The sequence below is a fragment of the Lysinibacillus sp. VIII_CA genome, assembly GCF_049943995.1.
GTDB classification, from domain to species: Bacteria; Bacillota; Bacilli; order Bacillales_A; family Planococcaceae; genus Lysinibacillus; species Lysinibacillus pinottii.
The window spans coordinates 301,205-317,619 of sequence record NZ_JBNFXM010000003.1 but is presented as its reverse complement, the minus strand read 5'-3'; the positions used below and the strand labels follow the sequence as shown (position 1 = coordinate 317,619).

Genomic DNA, 16,415 nt, shown 5'->3' with positions numbered 1-16,415 from the left:
CTCCTTTTCAACAAATTTTTTACCTATTCATTTATTTATCCATTCATATTGAATATCCGGTAAATTCTCTTCATTTTTATACCCTCTTCCAATAATAGTAAATCCATTCTTTTCATAAAACCGTTGTGCGTTTTTATTTACTTCAAACGTAAATAGTGTTAATCTCCCATTCGACTGTTTTTTTACTTTGTCTAGTAATGTTTGGCCTACCCCTAATCCTTGATAATCAATATGAATATATAGCTGACTAATTTCACTTTCATTATAAGCAATTATTCCAATGACTTGATTATCCATTAGCGCTATATCTATTTGAAATTCTTCAAGTAATATATGGTTTAAAAAATAAATATGGCTTTCCATGCTATGCCTTTCTTCCTGGCCAATAGCCTGCTTCTTGCTGTCTCGCCACATCATCACGGTTTGTTCCGCATATGTGGGGTTATACGGGATAATTTTAAATGGGTGTTGGTTCACGATTCCTCTACCTCCATGGTATTTGGCAACTGTTATTTATTTATTTCTTTCATTCCCTCACAAACATTTATAGTTTAACATAAATAACCAACCATTATAGAGCATCGTAGGCTGTCAAAGCATCTTCGATATGCGGGGGTGGTGTCCAAGCATAGCCTGGAGCATTTGTCGTAATAAACAGAAATTTTCGCCCATCTTTTTCCATTAAAGATGCTAGACATAACCCTGCCTCTGGCGTATATCCCGTTTTTCCGCCCAAGATTGTTCCATCCATGCCAGGCATTCTCGTAAATAATGAATTAGATATTAGCAATGCTGTAGGAACATGTGTCGTGTATGTTTTCGAAGTAAATATTCGATAAAAAGTAGGGTTTTCTAATGCATAACGGAGAAGCTTACTAATATCCTGTAGGCTTGATACATGTGCCTCATCATGTAGGCCACTTGTATTGACAAAATGCGTAGTGTCCATGCCAAGTTCCTGCGCTTTATTATTCATGTAAGTGACGAATTCATCCTCACTGCCAGCGATGGCTTCAGCAAGAGTACCCGATGCATCTGCTCCTGATGCAAGCAATGTGCCATATAATAAATCTTCAATCGTGACAAAATCACCTGCATGAAAGCCAGCCATAGAGGCATTTTGAGCTGTATATTTGGCAATTGTTTGTGGTTTGACAATTGTTTGCATTTGTAAATCATCCGTCATTTCAATCGCAACAATAGCAGTCATAATCTTAGTTAATGAAGCAGGATAAATAATGGCATCCGCATTTTTTTCAAATAATACCTCGCCCTGTTCATTCAGTAGCAAAGCATTTTTACTATGTAAGGATGGTAGCTCCAGCTGTGCAAACTCTTGTGTTTTGTTTGTATAATAGAAAACGAAAATCACGATAATTATACAGCAAAATAAGACCGATTTTTTCATAAAAAACGCCTCCTACACATTATAATAGGCGGCAATTTTGAATATTCCTTAAGTTTAGAAGAAAAAAGCTCCAATACGCTTTTATCCGTTAATAATCATCTTCGAAATTAGAACAAATTCTTGTCACTTCTTGATTAGCTAATTTAAAAAACACATCTTGAGAAACCTCTAATTTAAGTGCATCTTCTTTATGAAGTCCTGCATAAATCCCTCGTAAAATACGTCCCGTTAGACCGTGTGAGACAACAATCACTTTTGGATGATGCTGCTGAATCTCTTTAAGCCAAGAGGACAATCTGTTTACTACCTGTTCATAGCTTTCCCCATCTGGCGCATGGAAATACCAATTAAAGGCATCTGTGTTCAACAATAAATTAGGCCAAGTTTGCTGAATCTCTGACATTTTTAATCCAGCCCATTGCCCAACTGCCACTTCTGTTAATCGTTGATCAAACTCCACATTATTCTTATCGTAATCAATCGTTTCACAAAGTATTTCTGTGCTCTCCACGGCTCTTCCGAGTGGGCTTGATATAATTTTCCAATCATGAGCATGACCGATGAAGGCTTTCAGCATCCGAGCATTTTGTTGCACTTGCTCTCGACCAAGCTCCGTAAGAGGTGAATCTAGTTGTCCTTGATATCTTCCCTCCGAATTATATTCAGTCTCCCCATGACGAAGTAAGTAAATCAATTGCTGCATTAATTGGTTCCCCCTATCAATAGCTTACTCTCATCATGTTAGAGGATTCATACTTTTAAAGCAATAACATGATATAAACGAAGCCCAAAAACAAACATAAGGGACTGTATAACTTCGTATCATGTTTAGCAAATTGAGAATGCTTGATGGTTTTAAAAAAACCAACATATTTGAAATCACCAATTGCTCGTATACTAAAAACAATAGCACAGATGATACATCCCACTTTTGAATAGGTGGAGGCAGGGATGGCAGTTATATACCCCCCTTGGACAAGAATGAGAACACTCGCTGTTAGAACGAGCATCGCCACACTGAGAGTTCCCCATCTTCTAGGACTGAAAACTGCTTGTTGACTGCCTTCTTTCATGGGAATAACAGCTCCAGCCCCCCAGCCCCCGCCGAATGCCCAATATACATGAATAATACTTATCAACGATAATAGACACACTGAAACTAGTGATAAAATAAACATAGTCGTTCCTCCCTTTCTAGTAACAACATATGCCATCGTATGTTTAGAGGATAAATATAGTCCCTAGAAATTCGTTATTTACCTTCTTAGGGACTCATCAATTGCTATAACAGCAGCTTCACCATTTTCTCTAAATCAAAATGAGGGTTGGCTTCATATCGAGTCATCCAGCCAACATAGGTTAAATAAGCAAGCCTTGCTCGATCGATTGATTGTTCTCCATCCATACCCTTTTTTTGATAAAGCTTGGCAACACAGTCAATTCGTTGTTCCTCAATTTGAACAATGCGAGTAGCGACATGGGCATCATATTTAGACCAAGCATAGATGCCCATTTCTATTTTCTTATCTTTATGAAAACTTATACGCAAGAGCTCTTCTAATGTAGCTCCTTCCTGCTTCATACTTTCAATAATGGCCTTTGTTGCATGTGTTTCCCAATAATCGAGCATGGCCTCTAATAGTTGCTGATGATCACGAAAATAATGATAAAAGCTGCCTTTACTAATGTTTAAGGATCGAGCTAGTGCCTCGATACGTACTTTATGTATACCGTCTTCTGCTAATTGTTGTAGGCCAGCTTTTATCCAATCATCTCTCGTTACTTGCATGATCATCCTCCTGTAAAATACGATAGCGTATGTTTTGTCTTATATTACCACTTCAGTTATGACTCTTCAACTTTTCTCGCCTTTATGATGAACATTGATATGGTTATTCACTGTAAAATTGATGGTGAGCACACGTGGTAAAATAGCACAAACTAGAATAAAGGCTATGAGCTTTTTCATTCGCTTCCCCCTTTTCTTTCGGCATTGTCATTGCTCTGGTATAAAATATAGGAACATCCGAGTTGGACGTTCCTATGCTCTACAGAATCCTTTTTAACAGTCGCGTTGCCCTGGCCAGCCCCCTAGCATTTTACTTAGACAGACGATTTGTCCAATATGATAGGCGTCATGCATGGCTATACTCTTCAGTTCAAGTACTAATGTTCGTTCTCCACGGACCTCCCTCTCCAATTCCTCTTGTGTTGATTTTGCTAATATGTTTTCAAGTTCACGATGTACATACAAATATTCCTCTTTTGTATCCTTCCAATTTTGCAACGTCAAAGTTGGTAAACGGAAAGTAGCGTCATTATTTTCTGCCTGCGGTTCATTCTCTGTTTCACCAAAATATCGCATGAGGAGTCGCTTTTTATAGAAAAGTAAATGACAAACGATTTCCCAAATGGAATTCGTTGTCCCCTCAATCGGTTTCCAGATTGCCTGTTCAAGCGTAATATCCTCTAGCACTTTTTCAAGCGGTGGAAACCAGTCTTCCTGATCTAAGCAGCTAGTCCATTGTTGTAATAAAAGTGTCTTTACATCCATTTTCTTTTCCCTCCCATTTGGTGAATACCCTTCCTATGTTGAGAACTATTAGACTAGTTGTTTTCTTTTGCTTATTTCGCTCTTTATTCCAGCTAAGGCTTTTAATTTAATTATCGACTAGCCGACTCACACTAGAGCAGACCCACAACCATATTATTTTTAAAAAGTATTATCAAATAAATTTTCCGCCATGCCCAATAAGATGTCATGCTCCTCAAATGTCATCAGCTGTTCCTTTGTAATCGTTGCCTGTTGGATTAGCCGGTTTGACTGAATGGTTACTAGTTTTTCAAATAAGTTTCGAATATAACGACCGTTCGAGAAATTAGAGATGTTTTCTATTGGTATTTGATTCAGCTGCCTTTTCATATGATGGGCAAAGGATTCACCATAATGATAGTCATTCGTTTGACAAAGCATAGCAAAAATCTCATAGAGTTCCTGCGTACTAAAGTTATCAAACTGTACAAAATGATTAAAACGTGATTTAAAGCCTGGATTTGATTGTAAAAATTCATCCATAAGCTCTGTATAACCGGCTACGATGATCACTAAGTCATCTCGTAAATCCTCCATCGCTTTTAATAAACTATCAATGGCTTCCTTGCCAAACGCATCTTGTTTATCATTGATCAAGGAATAAGCTTCATCAATGAAAAGAACACCTCCTTTTGCTTTATGGACCACTTCTTGAACCTTTAATGCTGTCTGTCCCACATATCCTGCTACAAGTCCTGCACGATCAGTTTCCACAAAATGACCGCTAGATAGTACACCTAGATACTTATAAATTTGACCGATAATACGTGCCACTGTTGTTTTTCCTGTGCCCGGATTGCCAGAAAACACAAGATGATAGGTAATAGGAAAACTTGTTAAGCCATGGTCCACCCGCAAACTTTGAATTTTTATAAAGTTAATTAAATTATGTAGTTCCTTTTTGGCATTTGGCAGACCTACAAGGCTATCCAGCTGCATTTGTAGTTTCTCTATCTCTTGCTCGATTTCAGGCGTAATCCGCAACCGTTCATCATCGATAAATTCGCCACTGTAAATAAGCTTTCCTTCTTCATTATAAAAGTCACCACGTCCATGCTTTTTGCCCTGCACTAGCTCCCCTATATAAGAGGCCTGTCCATTTGCATAATAAAGTACTCCTTGTCCTGTCATCGCATCCTCTTTAAACTGGCCTTCAGCTTGTAGGACCCCTTGTCGAGAATAGATTTTTCCTTTACCATGCTTCATATCTTCAAAGAAGTAGCCTTCATATTGGAGCGTTGTCACACCAAGAGAAAGCTCCTCAGCTGTCGGTGATTCCGTAGAATAATAGAGCTTCCCCGCCCCCTGCATATGATGCCAAATAAAATCACCTTCGTACTGTAAAAAACCATTTGGATAGTATTGTTTGCCTTTACCCTTTTTCATGCCATGAACAAAATCACCCTCATACTGTGGCTGATTTAAATGAGGATATTGTTCTCGCAAAGAATGATAAGGGGCAATGAGATCTTCTTTATAATATAAAACGCCATAACCATCCATTAAATCGTTCCGAAAATGCCCTTCATAATGAATGAAACCATCCTTATATAAAATGCCATGACCTTGTTTTTTATTTTGAATAAATTCGCCCTGATAAATAAGTTGCCCTTTTAAATACATCCTGCCATTTCCTTGTTTCATATGATTGACGAATTCACCCTCGAATAATCGTTCACCATCTTGGTCAAATAATATGCCTTTGCCGTCATAAATATCGTGACCAAAATCATTCTTTTTGACACCACCTTGATACATGATCGTTCCATCTGGATAAAAAAGTTCTTTTTCTACATGATTATGTGTCATTTTATTGCCTTCCTTTATCATTTCAGTATATGCTCAATTATAGCGTGGATAAGAATACATATGTGCGAATTTTTAGAATTTAAGGAGAAGAGCATGAAAAAAAGATATAAAATAGTTCTAGGCATTTTACTACCACTACTTATTCTGTATATCTCTACAATGCTGTTAACACGTGACACGGATTTTTCAACGGAGGTTACGGAACGACTTGATGTAGAGGAAATTAAGTCGATTGAAATTATTCGTGCCTCAGATGAAAAGACAATAACGATAACAGATGCAACAGAAATGAATCAAATCATGCAGCAACTGAACGAGCAACCATTAAAAAAAGTATGGTTTACTAAATCTAATTTTACAGAGGCTTATTGGATAACATTGGAAATTAACAGCGACCGTGAAGTTGGCTTACGTTTAGATGATGCCGAACATTTATTTGTTTATTTATATGAAGAAAACTATATGAAGGATTACAAACTTACAAGTGATTTCGATATGTCATTCATAGAAAAGCTTTTTCAGTAAAAAAACATAGACACAATCCATGCTAATGGATATTCCTATCCGTGATATAAGTTCCCATACCTTTTGAAGGGGGTAAAGATGAGGATTAAACTTTTTATTAGTTCCCTTTGTATGTTGTTCTTATTTGGTTGTATACCAAAGGCTTTGACTTTTTCAGGTGAAAATGAGAACTGGGAAGTACAGTTTGAGGTAACCTATGACAAAATGAAACAAGAACATTGTGGTGCTACAAGTGGTACTATTCGGTATATAGGCGATAAACCTCTTCCTAAGCAAATTGACTATACATTCCAGCATGAAACAGAAACTTCTGGTTCAGATTCATTGGATAAAAATGGTGTTTTCATAATGGCTAACGGATGCTCCAATGCAGTTGAAAGTACAGAGGTTGAAATCACCATAAACTGGGATAACCAAACAGAAACGATACCTTTAACAGTTAGATAAAATAGAATGGTTTGTCCATAACAAGAAAAAGAGAAATCGAAGTCCGATTCCTCTTTTTTATCTGCTAATGATCATTTTGTTGCATAGACTGAAACAAAATTTTATATTCAAAAATGGAGACTCGAAAAAAGGACATTCATTCATTTGATTAAATAAAGTAAAGCCGTTGATTTCCACTATGGGCGGACGCTTTCCGCGGGCGGGGTCGAGCTGCTTCCCTCGCTTCGCTCAGTCCAAGATTTCGTCTTTCCCGCTTTCCCACTGGAGTCACCGCCCTTCGTTCCCATCAACTTCTACATAAAGTACCCCATCTACATAGGTAAATTTTTGAGAAACATCGAAACTTTTGAATGGTGCGAAGTGTCCAAGCCTTTCCCAATGTATAGAAAGTAAGAATCACAAAAAGCTCATTCAACGCCATATTGGGGAACTGTATGTGGAGGAAGCTGAACATTTACGCCATTCCTATGACATCAAACAAATTTATAGCGTAAAGAAACGATTGAGCATGTCTTTGCCGATGCAAAGGAAAAGCATGGTATGCGATGGACAACCTAGAGGTCTGAAAAAATTGTCCATGTAGGCGATGCTTACTCTCTTGCTACCATGAATTTAAAGAAACTAGCTACTTGGACGTGGCAGGCGGCTTCAAAGAGTTGTTATACTTGAAGAGTCTGTTTTATTGGATATCAAATTACCATTTTTAAACATAATGAAAGAGAAAAAAATGACAAAAGGAATTGAGTGTGAACTTCTCAATTCCTTTTGTCGACAGTCTGAAAGGACTTTAATTCATTTACTATATTATTTTAATCTGACAGCTGTGCCATATACTAATACTTCTGATGTACCATCCATCACGGAAGACGTTGCATAACGAACGCCAACAACAGCATCTGCGCCTAATTGTTTGGCCTCTTCCTCCATTGCCTGTGTGGCTATTTCACGGGAGCGCACTAACATTTCAGCATACTCTTTCATCTCTCCGCCCACAATATTTCGAAGTCCAGCCATCATATCACGCCCAATGTTTCTTGACTGCACAGAATTCCCCTTCACTAAACCTAATGTTTCAATCACTTCTTTTCCAGCTACAACATCTGACGTTGCTAATAGCATCATTATTCCTCCTCGTGTTACAATTTTTGTATAGCTTCCACAGCCTCTTCAATAGAAGATGTAATAACCCCGTTACGTTTAATTAAACCAATTACAAATAAATTACGGTAGACAAACTGATTCTCAAGCCCATCTCGTACCAATGCCTCTATTTTTTGCATATTATCTCGTCCTTGTTGGCGAACATCTGTCAGTACACCAATAATAGGACGATTCAGCATGGAGAACGCCCCAATTTCCGCAGCCACACCAGAATCAATCTCAACCCCATCTAATACGGCAATTAATACATCACTATTTTGTAGCATCTCTAAGTCTGCCTGAGCAATTGCTAAACTATCCGCGTAAGCCGATTTATCATTGATGGCATCATTCTCCTGCGGAACATATAAGGCAATGTCTGGTACTGCTTCACGAATTGCTGCTGCTAGTTGTTCATTTACTAAACGATCTCCTAAAGAAAATAATCCATTTGCTAAATATGCTTTCATGTTGAACTCCTCAATCTATTGTTTTTTCGAAAATGATTTTATGTCTTCCCTTTTTATCCACAAATGTTGAAGTAATATCAAAACCATGCTTAAGATTGGCAATGAGCATAGCTTTGCGAGTATTCCTGCCATATGTACGAACCTTGTCAAAGCCTAATGCTTTAATATGTTCATGCTGTTTTTTCATTAATTTTCCAGCAATCCCCTGACCTCTCTTTGTGAAATGAACACCACCCAACCAGCTATAAAATACACCATCGGGATGTGGATATCCTAGTTTAAAGCCGATTACATGTGCATCCTCTACCGCCAGGAGGCAAAGAAGGCCATTTTTCATCGCTAGCTTTTCAGCAGTTAGTATAGCACCATCAAAGACATGGGCATGTAGTTCTTGCAAGGACTCGAGCCAATCATAGGGTAGACCTTCTATCGCTACAATATACATGTTCATCACCTCTATCTGTTTGATAGTATAACAGAAATATTTTATCTTCGTGATGCTTGAACAAATAGTGTGAGAGCAAGAATGGTTTGATCTCTATGTATTTAACGCAAATCGATACTATTCGATTCCTTATTTGAAGGTCTATGTTATTGCTCTTGCTGGAAGTTAGTTGATTTCAGCTAATAATTCCTTATAATAGAAAGATATCATCCATCCACAACATCACTAGAGGTGTATTTTTATGTATTTTGGCATTATTCCACTAATTCTATTTTTCATTTTTCTCTTTTCTTATTGGAAAGATCCGAGAAAGATGATCAACGGACTACTATTTAATATGTTTGTCTGTTCATTTCTGTTATTCTGCTTTATTGTTTCCTTTTCATCTGATTTTTACTTTTTAAGAATGGCTGTCGTTATTCCACTAATTGCCCTATTTCTTCTCATCCCCTTTGCAATTATTGCTTTAATGTTCGGTCTGTTTTTAAATGCTAGAGTATTAATTAAACGGGAAGGTAGACGCTTGGCTAATTCTTTAACCTTGCTAGTGGCTCTTGGTATTTTATTATTTATCCTGCTACCGATTATCTATCCTGCTAGCTTGTTTTCAAGCCATCTCCAACCGATATTTGCTGGAGTATCCCTTATTACGTTTTATTTCTTTATCCATTTATCTAATTTCTTATCAGCTTATTTTCTATACCAATTTAATCGCCCCAAGTATAATCAAGATTTTATCATTGTGCTGGGGAGTGGCTTAATTAATGACAAGGTGCCGCCCCTGTTAGCTAGCCGCATTCAAAAAGCAATCGATTTCTATCATAAACAAGCAACAGTGAGCACCCCTCCTACCATCATCTTTTCTGGTGGTCAAGGATCTGATGAAAATTTACCAGAGGCAGAGGCCATGCAAAGGTATGCAATTGAAAAAGGCATTCCTATTGAGCATACGCTACAAGAAAATCGTTCTGTTAATACGTATCAAAACATGTTATTTTCGAAACAAATCATGGACGATATCAAACAAGGCGAAGCATATAACAGTATCTTTACAACAAATAATTTTCACTTGTTCCGTGCAGGAATTTATGCCAGACTTGCTGGCTTAAACAGTCAGGGCATTGGATCGAAAACAGCCTTTTACTATTGGCCAAATGCCATGATTCGTGAATATGTGGCAATTGTTGTTTTAGAACGGAAACGACATATGAAATTGATCGCCCCAATTATTATTATTTCCATCTTATTTGCCCTATTCAGCTTTTTCTTTGTCTAATCTGTTGAAAGGATTCCATACACTATCGTGTTCGAATCCTTTCATGGTGTTTTCATACTAAGCACCTCTGCACGTTGTGAAAAAACAATGTATATGTGTAGGACAGAGCCTAAAAAGTAGAGTCATCATTGTCCTCCATAGCCTATATCTTAATAGAAATTACAAGTAAAAGGCATTTACTATCATTCCTTTTGTTGCAAATGGCTAATATCGAGCTCGATTCTCTGTATGAGATAGGCAAGATTAGATGACCATTCAAGCCAATTCTCAGACTCACGCCATAGTTCTATCATTTCTCTCTCTCCGTATTGATCTGGCATCTCATCCCGAATGTCTTTTAAATAGTTTAAAATAAATGCCAAGGAGTCTTCGTCTGCCATCAGTTGTTTTTGTGAATGGATGCTTTTATGACCACAAAATTCCCCATTATCAAGATAATCTATATACAACTCTGCTAACGCCATTGCACTAACATCATAGAAAAAGTCAACATCCTCTATGGTCTCCCCAAAAAATCCTTTACTTTTCATTTTCTGTACAATGTTCGATAATGGAATATACGTTAATTCTTGATGATGTTCTATATAATCCCGTACCATGCCAACTACATCTAATCCTTCATCACTTTCCAATGCTTTATAGCCCCATGCGCCCATCCTGTCGCACCTCGCCCTTCATATAGGATTTTAGTGCTTGTTAAGCTAATGAAGCCGTCATGAAAAAGAGCCACGGCAAACAATCAACTTCTGAGCACTCTATAATCATTGCAAAAAAAAGCTTCTTTTTATAGATAAGAGCCAAAATAAAATTTCACTTTTTCCTCTGAATAACCGTCCTGTCCTCTCCAAGTTGCCATAGCCAAAAAATCTGTTCCCCGTCCGCGTTCCTTGCGATAATCATCTGTCGATACTAATAGGCCAGCATACCCCCATATTTCCATAACTGCATCTCTTTCATATTGGTTGGACTTAAAAACATCCTTCCAACGCTTTTCTAATTGTCTGGCAGCATCCGTATCTTTACAGGACTTTATAGCCTCTAGCATCTGTTTGACAATCTCTATATCTGCCGCACAAACTATCAATGACTCTTGTTCTTTGATTAAACATTCTAGATCGAGCAAACAATACACTAGCCAATTTAAGCGAACACCTCCCCACTTCACTCGTTCAAAATTAAGGACATTGACATCTTCGTTAATATAATCTTCATTCGACATTAATTTATGTTCGTTACAAAAGCCACAGGCACTATAGGATACCAGCTCTTCCGGCCGCTCATGATACGTATGGATCGGTAGTTGTGCAGTTAGAGCCCAGCTTGATAACGCACTCCGTAAATATACTTTACGTGTTGAGAGACTGTGCAAAAATGCCCTCACTACAAGATCCTTAGTTATCACTTCATCATGAAGCTGTCGGAGTCTTTGTATACACTCATCATGGGAAATCGTTAAGCGATCAAACATTAGCCCCATCCTTTTCGCATACTGAAAATCTTCCTCTGTATACGTGTATTCCCCGTCTCTCCATCTACCAGATTGCCAATATGTTTGCATTAAAATTTTCTTTGCCTTTTGATCCATCAAAAATCTCCTCCTACTAAAGACCTAACTTGACCTTTAGTTTTTCCGCCATCTCTCTCCACAGCTGCTTCCAAGGTGAACCCTCAAGTTCATCTTCTGTTTGCGCCAGCCAATAATCACCCTCCATTAGCTCAAATATTTCCATAAAGGTGATCACCGTACATACTGGATTGTTGAATGCCGCTATCATCGGCTCTGGCCCATCATCCCAGTTGTAACGATTGACTATGGCATGCAAAATAATAGACGATGAAACTTCGCTAATGTGTTGACACATCTTATTGAGATTTTCTTCATATAGGATGGTATCTACTTGTCGCTGCTCTTCCGAATTCAAGGTCAATCTGATGGCACCAGGTGTATCCAACAGTAAATCGGCTATTTCGCTATGCGCTCTTGCAGCATACCAGGCAGTCGCTGTCATTCCTTCTGGATCCTGTAAAGGAACCCCTCTGGTAAGCAGTAATGAAATAACTTCTTTTTGCTTAAATTTCACAGCTTTTTTGAGTGCTGTATCACCCAGCCTATCTTGTACCTCCAAGTCAATATTTTGCGCTAGCAGGAGCTCAATCCCTTCCGTTGTCATTCGGTTTGTGATAAATAGCATTAACGGTGTTCTTCCTCGCGCGTCGCGTTCATTTACATCAAGCTTGTTCACAGCATCTCGCACCATCTCCAGATTGTTGGATTTGCTAACCTCCGCCCATCCCATTTGGTTTTCCCTCCTAAGTGATCCATTTTTGTAATTTCTCAAGCTCCTCCTTCCTATCAGAGGTTTCTTGTTTAATATGCTGAGCAAGCTTCTTAGCACCGCCAAATAATTGGTACAAAACAAATTCACGCTCATAGCTTTCTTTATTTTCTAATTCCTGAACGAGCGCCTTTAGCAGGTCTACTTTCATCATTTCAATCCCTTTTAGCGGTTTTGCTGATTCATTGGCACCAAGAAGAATGGCCACGAGCACAGGAATAAACTCAACCGATAAGCCATGAGCTTCAATAAAAGCCTCCCCATAGGAATCCTGCACGGACTGATGTTCAGAATCGACGAGGGTCATGTAGCTTTGCACAAGCTGAAAATAATCCTTACTGTATAGCCCTAATCCCAAAATCGCATAGGTTCCAGGCATGGCTGATTTTTCACTTGGCTCTACATCCTGGTACCATGCATATTCCTCCATCGCCACTTGTGCATAGTCTGCTAATAAAGGAAAAAGGCTAGGATAGGATAGGCAATTAGCAAAAAACTGATGGAGCTTTGATTTGGCTAGCTTTTTTAGTGGAAGAAAATTTTTCACTTTTGTTTTTAACATCATTTTATAGCCCTTTGGAAAGCCTTCCTGTAAAAGATGAATGATATAATGAAGTGCTTCACGATAAGCCGCTTCTTCTTCCTTTTTTATTCGTATATCTATAGTTTGCAAAATATCATTTGCTGCGCCCTCAAAAAAATCACTTTTGCGCTTACTTTCAAAACGTCCGCTTCCTTTTTGTAAATACTCCGTTGCCTGCTGTGAGCCAAGCTGTTTAGCAAGGTGGAGGTATTCTAAACGAGTAGCTGGTTCTTTATAACCGATTTTGACCGCCACATAAAGAAAGAAATCTAGCTTTTTCTTCTCCATATAAGGTTCTATTTCTTCATTTTTAAGTATCCACTCATTGCTATAATCACTTGTTTGCTGAAAATAGCCCTTTAAAAAATGGTCTTCTGCCCATTGTTTAAAAGCATTTGTAAAATAATAGTTCCACTTTTCTAAACGCTCTTTATTCGCCAGATGTTTTTCCTGTAGCTGACGAATAATTGGTTCGATTTCCTCTGCTGTTTGTTGAAAAAAATGGGGATTGACTAAATGCTGTGCTAAGAAAAACTCATCATTGTCACTTGGACGCACAGGAAGCGCTGCCATCACCTTCTTTTCAAGAAAAGATGCTAACTCTTGTTTCATTAACGCTAGTTTCTGATGATTAAGAAGCTCCTTTTGAAACCGCCACTTAGTCTCACCAAACTCACTTTCAAGCATCACTTGAAAGTGGTAATCAAAAAATCGGGGTCCATATGGCTGTGACTGAAACATTTGCTCCATTTTTGTACATAAAGCCGAAAAAAGATCCTCAGCATAGTTATGTTCTATAATTTCCTGTATGTATGTCCCTGCATTTACCTTATAAGCACTATCACTCCAGCTAAATGGTTCATAGATATCTATACAAATAGTCCCATATTGACTGTTTCCTTTTTTCCATGTGACTTTTAAATAATTAAAGATACCTGCTTGTAATCGGCTTTGATGTTGAATACCTTCAAGACGCTGACTTTCTTGCTGATAGACGGTGGTAAGTTGATCCCACACATCCGCTAAAAAATATTCTATAGATGGCTGCATATGCTTCACCCTTTCTTAGAGAAAAATCTCTCGCCAAAAATTATTTAGCGAGAGATTACCTTATCCGATTGTTTTCACAACCGCTCCTTCTTGATCTTTTATATATGTTTTCATAATTTCAAAACTGACATCTTTTAAAGAAGATATGGCAAATTGTTTTTCTAGCGGTACTAACTTTTGACTTAACTCCTCAACCGCCTCTTTATTCAAGGTAATGGTAATTTCCTGTTCATTTTGCTGATAGTCTACTAGATTATCTGGTTTAAATACGATAGTTAACTCTTGACCGACTAAGCTAAGATTCCTGTCCTTTAAAATCCGTCCACGTAATAATTTGCCAATGACATCCGCCTGTTTCGCTCCTAATTGAACAACATTGGATTGTTTGTTAAACCAGCCCTTTTTCCCTGCTTGCCAAGCCAGTTGATCAACAAATAAAAAACCTGTACTTGAACCATCTTCCATCATTCCTTGCTCAACCGCCTCTACAATTTCAGGGTTTCCTAAAAGTGAGGAGCGTGTTAAGTCAGTAACATAGCTTGGAATGTGGTTGATGCCCGCCTGTAGCACACCGAGTGTTTTCCATGTCTGCATCGCTTCTAGTTCATCCTCTGTAATACCGACCATTTGGATAAACTCCACCCTGCCATTCGGCGTATCCATTTCAGCAAGTTCAGGATCATGCGTAAAGGCTAGCGCTGTTAATTGTGTATCAGCATCCAGACAGATGGGACCATTAGCATCCAAATAATCACCTGCTCTAAAAACATTCCCACTATTAAAAACATATCTCCCCATATTCTGTAATAAATTCAACGCCCACGCTGGGGGCTCCTCTTCATCTTCACTGCGCACTAAGCGAAACGTCAATTCAAATCCATAGCCACTATAGTCTTTATTCTCAAGCTCTTTTTCATATAACTCCGAGAATCCATATGTGACAAAGTGCCAATGTGGAACCGGTGTTTCACTTTTATAGGCACTTATACCATCCAAAGGATCTTGTCCACCTAAAGAATAAGGAATCATGGTGCCGTAATGCTTTGGCCCCTGTTCCCCATACACCTGTGATACTGCTTCATCAATCGCATCCCAGCCTACCGTAACCTCTTCACTCATCTACGTATCCTCCTTGCAGCTGCCACTATCAGCTCTACTAACCTAATTATTATGATACCAATTTTATGGTAGCCAATTAACAGCAATAGGACTCATTTTCACCTTCCGTGCAACTAGGTTTATTTTCATTCCGTACGAGGAAAATATTACTAACGCAAAAAATCAGGCCATCTTCTCGATACCCAAAAAGATTGCCCGAATAACCTACTATTCTGACATTTTAATATATACGTTCTATCAATCGAAAGATGTTAGCCATACATCATAACTGGCTCACGTACAACATGTAAATAGTCTGCCAGTTTCCCAGCAAATACTTGCTCTAAGTATGGTAATTGAGCTAGGCAGTGAGGTGTCATTAATGCTGGATTTTGGTAAATCTTTAAACCTCCAACTTTTAATAGCGTGGCTACAAACTGGGAACAAAAATAGGCGCGTTCTCTTCTTACTTCCTTCTGCATCATCACACCAAAAAGCCCGATAAAGTTGTATTTATAACGATCTCGATTCCAATACATATAACGCACGATTTTAGCCATTTCTAAATATTGATAATGAGAAATTCTACAACGATAAATGACACAATCCGCTGACTCAAATAGCCCTCTTTCAGCATCCTCTCGCAAAAAACCACCACTTAAAGGATTGTTTAATTGCCTACGTCCAAAGCTAAACATTTCGTATAGCCCCTCATCAAATGCAATTGATGCATGATTCATCTCTCTACCAGTATACATACCTATTGCTTTCGATAATAATGTCCCTGTTTTAGTTAATACTATGTAAATCGTATGTGCCATTTCTTCACCTACTCCAATATTCTTTCTACAACTACCAATACGTTTTAAAACTTCAAATGGTTTCGTGAATTTCCTTTTTTTATAAGTATATACTATTAATCTTAAATATTTCCTTAGCAGAACCTGAAGAATTTCTTAAGATTTAGGTTTGTTTGCTAGTAAGTTGAGGAACTATGATGATATCAACGTTCTAAGAAATCAACTTTTGGACTACCTTTATATATATGCCTTTAATTGTATTCATATGTGGGGTACAAATGGGGTACAGAAGATTTTTTGCTGGGGTTACTTGGAGTACTGAAAAATAGACGGACAGGTAACTAAGAACAATAAAAACATAATATCTAATTTCTTTATGTACTTATTACCAACTAACAGCTTAGAAGCTGCCGTACCTATTTTATCCATTAATTT

General features: G+C 38.0%; 19 protein-coding genes and 1 pseudogene. 4 read left to right on the top strand and 16 right to left on the bottom strand.

Translation table 11 applies throughout. From position 1 onward, the window contains the following. Positions 1-27 precede the first annotated feature (27 nt). The 7 genes from ACP3VS_RS06925 to ACP3VS_RS06895 all read right to left on the bottom strand — a co-directional run bounded on the left by ACP3VS_RS06925 (position 28) and on the right by ACP3VS_RS06895 (position 5,810). Positions 28-417 (bottom strand): GNAT family N-acetyltransferase, encoded by a 390-nt coding sequence (locus ACP3VS_RS06925; RefSeq protein ID WP_206700975.1) that lies wholly within the window; start codon positions 415-417, stop codon positions 28-30. Positions 418-571: 154 nt separating this feature from the next. Next, positions 572-1,408 (bottom strand): D-alanyl-D-alanine carboxypeptidase family protein, encoded by an 837-nt coding sequence (locus ACP3VS_RS06920; protein WP_036163942.1) that lies wholly within the window; start codon positions 1,406-1,408, stop codon positions 572-574. 88 nt (positions 1,409-1,496) lie between these two features. Further along, positions 1,497-2,111: a histidine phosphatase family protein gene (locus ACP3VS_RS06915; protein WP_036163945.1), complete on the bottom strand. Its 615-nt coding sequence runs from the start codon at positions 2,109-2,111 to the stop codon at positions 1,497-1,499. A 55-nt stretch (positions 2,112-2,166) separates the two neighbouring features. After that, the gene (locus tag ACP3VS_RS06910; RefSeq protein ID WP_031417895.1) at positions 2,167-2,586 is read right to left on the bottom strand and encodes a DUF3995 domain-containing protein; all 420 of its coding nucleotides are present in this window, start codon (positions 2,584-2,586) and stop codon (positions 2,167-2,169) included. A gap of 104 nt (positions 2,587-2,690) precedes the next feature. Beyond that, entirely contained in the window at positions 2,691-3,197 is a 507-nt protein-coding gene (locus tag ACP3VS_RS06905) for a TetR/AcrR family transcriptional regulator (RefSeq protein ID WP_036161940.1), read from the bottom strand. Between the two features lie 273 nt (positions 3,198-3,470). Further along, on the bottom strand, positions 3,471-3,962 hold the full coding sequence (locus ACP3VS_RS06900) for a DinB family protein (protein WP_012294813.1): 492 nt from the start codon (positions 3,960-3,962) through the stop codon (positions 3,471-3,473). Positions 3,963-4,121: 159 nt separating this feature from the next. Further along, positions 4,122-5,810, bottom strand: coding sequence for an AAA family ATPase (locus ACP3VS_RS06895; RefSeq protein ID WP_031417901.1), 1,689 nt, complete (start codon positions 5,808-5,810; stop codon positions 4,122-4,124). A gap of 93 nt (positions 5,811-5,903) precedes the next feature. Between ACP3VS_RS06895 and ACP3VS_RS06890 the strand changes: the two genes are divergently transcribed. The 3 genes and pseudogenes from ACP3VS_RS06890 to ACP3VS_RS06880 form a co-directional block, all read left to right on the top strand. Beyond that, positions 5,904-6,335, top strand: a complete 432-nt coding sequence (locus ACP3VS_RS06890; protein ID WP_036163946.1) for a hypothetical protein — start codon at positions 5,904-5,906, stop codon at positions 6,333-6,335. A gap of 78 nt (positions 6,336-6,413) precedes the next feature. Continuing rightward, positions 6,414-6,782 (top strand): hypothetical protein, encoded by a 369-nt coding sequence (locus ACP3VS_RS06885; protein ID WP_036163947.1) that lies wholly within the window; start codon positions 6,414-6,416, stop codon positions 6,780-6,782. A 355-nt stretch (positions 6,783-7,137) separates the two neighbouring features. Continuing rightward, positions 7,138-7,451 (top strand): annotated as a pseudogene (locus ACP3VS_RS06880) (transposase); the annotation flags it as partial. A 135-nt stretch (positions 7,452-7,586) separates the two neighbouring features. On the opposite strand, the gene ACP3VS_RS06875 reads toward ACP3VS_RS06880, so the two are convergent. Genes ACP3VS_RS06875 through ACP3VS_RS06865 form a run of 3 tightly spaced genes read right to left on the bottom strand, consistent with a single transcriptional unit; the run spans position 7,587 to position 8,837 of the window. Then, the gene (locus ACP3VS_RS06875) at positions 7,587-7,901 is read right to left on the bottom strand and encodes a YbjQ family protein (RefSeq protein WP_025117383.1); all 315 of its coding nucleotides are present in this window, start codon (positions 7,899-7,901) and stop codon (positions 7,587-7,589) included. A 17-nt stretch (positions 7,902-7,918) separates the two neighbouring features. After that, positions 7,919-8,392: a nucleoside 2-deoxyribosyltransferase gene (locus tag ACP3VS_RS06870; protein ID WP_031417905.1), complete on the bottom strand. Its 474-nt coding sequence runs from the start codon at positions 8,390-8,392 to the stop codon at positions 7,919-7,921. 10 nt (positions 8,393-8,402) lie between these two features. Continuing rightward, complete coding sequence (locus ACP3VS_RS06865; protein ID WP_012294821.1) at positions 8,403-8,837, bottom strand: GNAT family N-acetyltransferase; 435 nt, start codon at positions 8,835-8,837, stop codon at positions 8,403-8,405. Positions 8,838-9,078: 241 nt separating this feature from the next. On the opposite strand from ACP3VS_RS06865, the gene ACP3VS_RS06860 reads away from it, so the two are divergent. Further along, the gene (locus ACP3VS_RS06860; protein ID WP_426388486.1) at positions 9,079-10,113 is read left to right on the top strand and encodes a YdcF family protein; all 1,035 of its coding nucleotides are present in this window, start codon (positions 9,079-9,081) and stop codon (positions 10,111-10,113) included. A 182-nt stretch (positions 10,114-10,295) separates the two neighbouring features. Here ACP3VS_RS06860 and ACP3VS_RS06855 read toward each other — a convergent pair whose 3' ends face one another. The 6 genes from ACP3VS_RS06855 to ACP3VS_RS06830 all read right to left on the bottom strand — a co-directional run bounded on the left by ACP3VS_RS06855 (position 10,296) and on the right by ACP3VS_RS06830 (position 16,001). Then, positions 10,296-10,769, bottom strand: a complete 474-nt coding sequence (locus ACP3VS_RS06855; protein WP_426388485.1) for a DUF4259 domain-containing protein — start codon at positions 10,767-10,769, stop codon at positions 10,296-10,298. Between the two features lie 128 nt (positions 10,770-10,897). Continuing rightward, a complete protein-coding gene (locus ACP3VS_RS06850; RefSeq protein ID WP_012294824.1) occupies positions 10,898-11,698 on the bottom strand; it encodes a hypothetical protein in 801 nt (266 codons plus the stop codon). A gap of 16 nt (positions 11,699-11,714) precedes the next feature. Then, positions 11,715-12,410, bottom strand: coding sequence for a DUF4274 domain-containing protein (locus tag ACP3VS_RS06845; protein ID WP_426388484.1), 696 nt, complete (start codon positions 12,408-12,410; stop codon positions 11,715-11,717). Between the two features lie 13 nt (positions 12,411-12,423). Continuing rightward, positions 12,424-14,082, bottom strand: coding sequence for a DUF6138 family protein (locus ACP3VS_RS06840; RefSeq protein ID WP_036216670.1), 1,659 nt, complete (start codon positions 14,080-14,082; stop codon positions 12,424-12,426). Positions 14,083-14,142: 60 nt separating this feature from the next. Further along, complete coding sequence (locus ACP3VS_RS06835; protein ID WP_197224311.1) at positions 14,143-15,201, bottom strand: suppressor of fused domain protein; 1,059 nt, start codon at positions 15,199-15,201, stop codon at positions 14,143-14,145. 251 nt (positions 15,202-15,452) lie between these two features. After that, positions 15,453-16,001 carry a hypothetical protein gene (locus ACP3VS_RS06830; RefSeq protein WP_012294828.1) on the bottom strand — a complete coding sequence of 183 codons (549 nt, stop codon included), beginning with the start codon at positions 15,999-16,001 and terminating at the stop codon, positions 15,453-15,455. Positions 16,002-16,415: the final 414 nt, after the last annotated feature.